Here is a 3,369-nt window from a genome sequence, read left to right as displayed (position 1 = left end):
ATCAAATCTGCGACCGTCCCGTTTCATGCCGGAATTATATCACCCCCGCAAACATACGACTAGCAAAATGTCGTCTTAATTACCGACCGATGAGTAACGATCTATTGGCGCGGTTTCGCTTTACATCGCCACGCCGGGCACGAACGCTCACTACGGAAGGCGCAAACCCCATGACCCATCGGCCACCCCGATCGACCACGAACACCCAATAGAACGCCTGACCCGGAAAATTGCCTGCATAATGCTGTAGTCTTCCCTTGGATGTGGAAAGACTACAGCATCCTGCAAATCGCCGAGCGAAAAGCCTTGCGCTCAGCCCTGCGTGTTCTGCTTCACGCCGGTGTCTGCCTGATCGGCCTTGTGCGAGTAGTCGAGCCCGTTGCGCCCCGGATAGGGCTTGCCCGGCATCATGCCTTCCCAGAGGATGTGATCATAGGCGAGGGCGGGGATCTTGTCCTCGACCTTCCAGTCATAGCCTTTGGTCTTGGCCGACCACCAGGCCGCGTTGTGCATGTTGTGCCACAACGGTTCGCGCATCGCCTGGCTGGTCATCGGCAATGTGGTCGCGGTCAGCGGTGCCGGTTCGGTCGCGTTGAACGTCCAGCTCTTGTCCTTGCGGCTGAACACATGGGCCATCGGGCGTTCGTAGGCGTCGTTCAAGGTCATCGGACCCATGCCCATCACGTCCTCGATGGTGCGGATCATGTTGACCGTGGTGTAGCGCGCATCGACCACGGCGTGGTGCTTGACGTAGGGCCCGACGATGAACGCCTCGCTGCGGTGCGCATCGACATGGTCCGGTCCGTCCTGCGCATCGTCCTCGACCACGAAGATCAGGGTGTTCTTGGCATAGGGCGAATGCGCCACCGTCTGGATCAGCTTGCCCACGGCGTAGTCATTGTCGGCAATCTGCAAGGCCGGGGTATTCACCCCATCGATCGCGGTCGAGAAGCTGCCGGTATGGTCGTGCATCAAGCGCACGAACTCGACCGAGGGCAGCTTGCCGTTCTTGACATAACCCTGAAACTCGCGCGCCCACTCGGCCTCGCGGAAGTAATCGGGCAGCGCGTTGTCAAAGCCGCGGAAATACGGATCGGTGTATTTCGCGAGCACCGGGTTGGTGCCGAACGACACCTGGGTCTTGCTGGCGTAGGGATCGGTCAGCAGCGGAATGCCGCCTTCGGAGGTCGGCAGACCGTAACGATCGAGATCGATGAAAAAACCGTAGTTGCGAATGGTCAGCCCCGCGCGCAGCGCATTGTCCCAGATATAGCCCTGCTGGAACTGGCCTTTGGGACCATCCGGTGCGGCCACGTTGTTCTGCCCCGGCAGCAGGTTGGGATCGTTCGGGTAGAGCGGGTTTTCCGCCATGCGCGCGGCAAGCGTGGGCTCGGCGACCACCACGTTGCGGTTGTTGCCTTCCCAATCATACGACAGGCCGCGCCCGGCGTAATTGACCGGCAGCGCCTTGGCACCGAAATCGGATTCGCGGGCCGAGGTGCTCCACGGCCAGCCGTTGCCGCTGACTTCGCCGGTGTCATAAAAATTATCGAGATCGACGAACTTGCGCGCGACCGCATGCACGTTCGGCGTGATCGTCTTGCCGAATTCCGCCAGCGCCGGATCGGAATTACCCTCGCCGACATCGCCGAGGATCTGGTCGTAGGTGCGGTTTTCACGCACGATGTAGATCACGTGCTTGATGTGATGATGCAAGAATTCCATCATCGATCTGTCGCGGTCACTTTCGTGAAACCCGAAATTATTGTTCTGCGCCACGATATGGGTCAGCCGGTCCATCTCGGCGGCACCGGGCACCGGCATCGACAGGAAACCCGCCTTCGAGAGTTGCAGAATATAGTCGTTGCTCAGCAGCGTCGGCGTGCACGAGCCCTTGGCATCCGCCGCGATCTTGAAATTGCAGGGGTTCGGTCCGGGGTTGCTCTTGCCGTTGACGATATAGAGCATCTTGCCGTCGGCGCTGACGCTGACGCTGTTCGGAAAATAGCCGGTCGGCAGCAGGCCGATCACTTCGGGTTTCGGCGTATTCAGCGCGACCACCGCGACCGAATTGGTGCCGCCGTTGGTCACGTACAGGCGGGTGCCGTCCGGCGACAGGGTGAGGCTGTTGGGCTCGGTGCCGTGGTAATAGGCCGGCAGTCCGACGAAATTGCTCGGCGCCGTGGTATGAATGGTATCGACCACTTTATTGCTCGCGGTCGAAATCACCTGCACGTCGGCTTCATTGTCGCACGACACGTAAAGCAGCGTGCCGGCCGCGTTGAGCACCATGCGGTTGGGGTTGCCGGTCGTCTTGATCCGCGCGGTGACGGTGGGTGTGCCGCTCAGCGAGACCACGTCGATCTCACGATCCCGCTCGCTCGACACATAGGCCGTGCTGCTGCCCTTGATCGCGACCCAATAGGGGTATTCGCCGCCGGCCACGCCATCCTGCGCGGGGTTGATGATGCCGGGGCGCAACGGCACCTCGGTCACAGCGCTGCTCGCCAGATCGATCACCGAAAGACTGTCGTTATAGAAATTCGCGACCACCAGCTTGCTGCCGTCCTGCGTCACCGCGAGCCCGGCCGCCTGCGGCTTAACCTCGAGCCCGTTGCCGCCCAGGTTGAGCGGCGGCTTCGCCAGCGCCAGATGACCCAGCGCGATCGGCGTGCCCTGCTCGGACCAGACGCCGTTCGACAAGGCAAACGTATGGACATTGTCGGTGACACCGCCCGAGACATAGAAATGCTGCCCATCCGGCGCGAAGGCGATGCCCATGAACGTGTCGGGCACCTGCAACACCTGCTTCTGCACCGGCGTGCCGTTCGAAATATCATAGACGAACACGTATTCGTTCGAAGCCGACGGAATCACGTTCGCCGAAGCGTCTTGCACCAGATTATAGCCGCTGGTCAGGATCAGCAGGGTCTTGCCATCCGGGCTGACCGTGGTGGTCACCGCTTGGCCGGCGGTGTAGGTCGGGAACGCCGCAAGCCCCGGGTTCAGCGTGCCGAATTGCGCGCCGGGTGCCACCGTGGGTGTGATGGTCTGGCCGCTCGGGGTCAGGACGCCGCCCAGCGGAATACCGCGTGGCTCCTTCGCACAGCCGAGTTGAACGCTGACCAGCAACGCCGCAGAGGCGAGCAGCGTCGTCTTCAATAAAGCCTTAGCCGCCGGACTGGCGCGCATCGGTATTCTCCCTGACATTCAAACATTACTGGCGCATGAACGGTTCATGCTGCCGCCTTCAGTAGATATCCGATGTTCACTCCGTGCCTATCCGGTTGACTCAGACACCCACTAGGGCTAGTGGCCCCCGCCATGGCGGCCATTGACATTCACCAGCGTGACGAACTGGCTTTTCCC

At 61.1% G+C, this 3,369-nt stretch carries 1 protein-coding gene; it reads right to left on the bottom strand.

Annotation, left to right across the window (positions count from 1 at the left end):
- Positions 1-312: 312 nt before the first annotated feature.
- Positions 313-3,192, bottom strand: a complete 2,880-nt coding sequence (locus B7X49_RS18380) for a bifunctional YncE family protein/alkaline phosphatase family protein (RefSeq protein ID WP_286705395.1) — start codon at positions 3,190-3,192, stop codon at positions 313-315.
- Positions 3,193-3,369 lie beyond the last annotated feature (177 nt).

It is taken from the genome of Acidiphilium sp. 34-64-41, assembly GCF_002282635.1.
In the GTDB taxonomy this organism is placed as follows: domain Bacteria; phylum Pseudomonadota; class Alphaproteobacteria; order Acetobacterales; family Acetobacteraceae; genus Acidiphilium; species Acidiphilium rubrum.
This window is presented reverse-complemented; position numbering and strand designations above follow the sequence as displayed.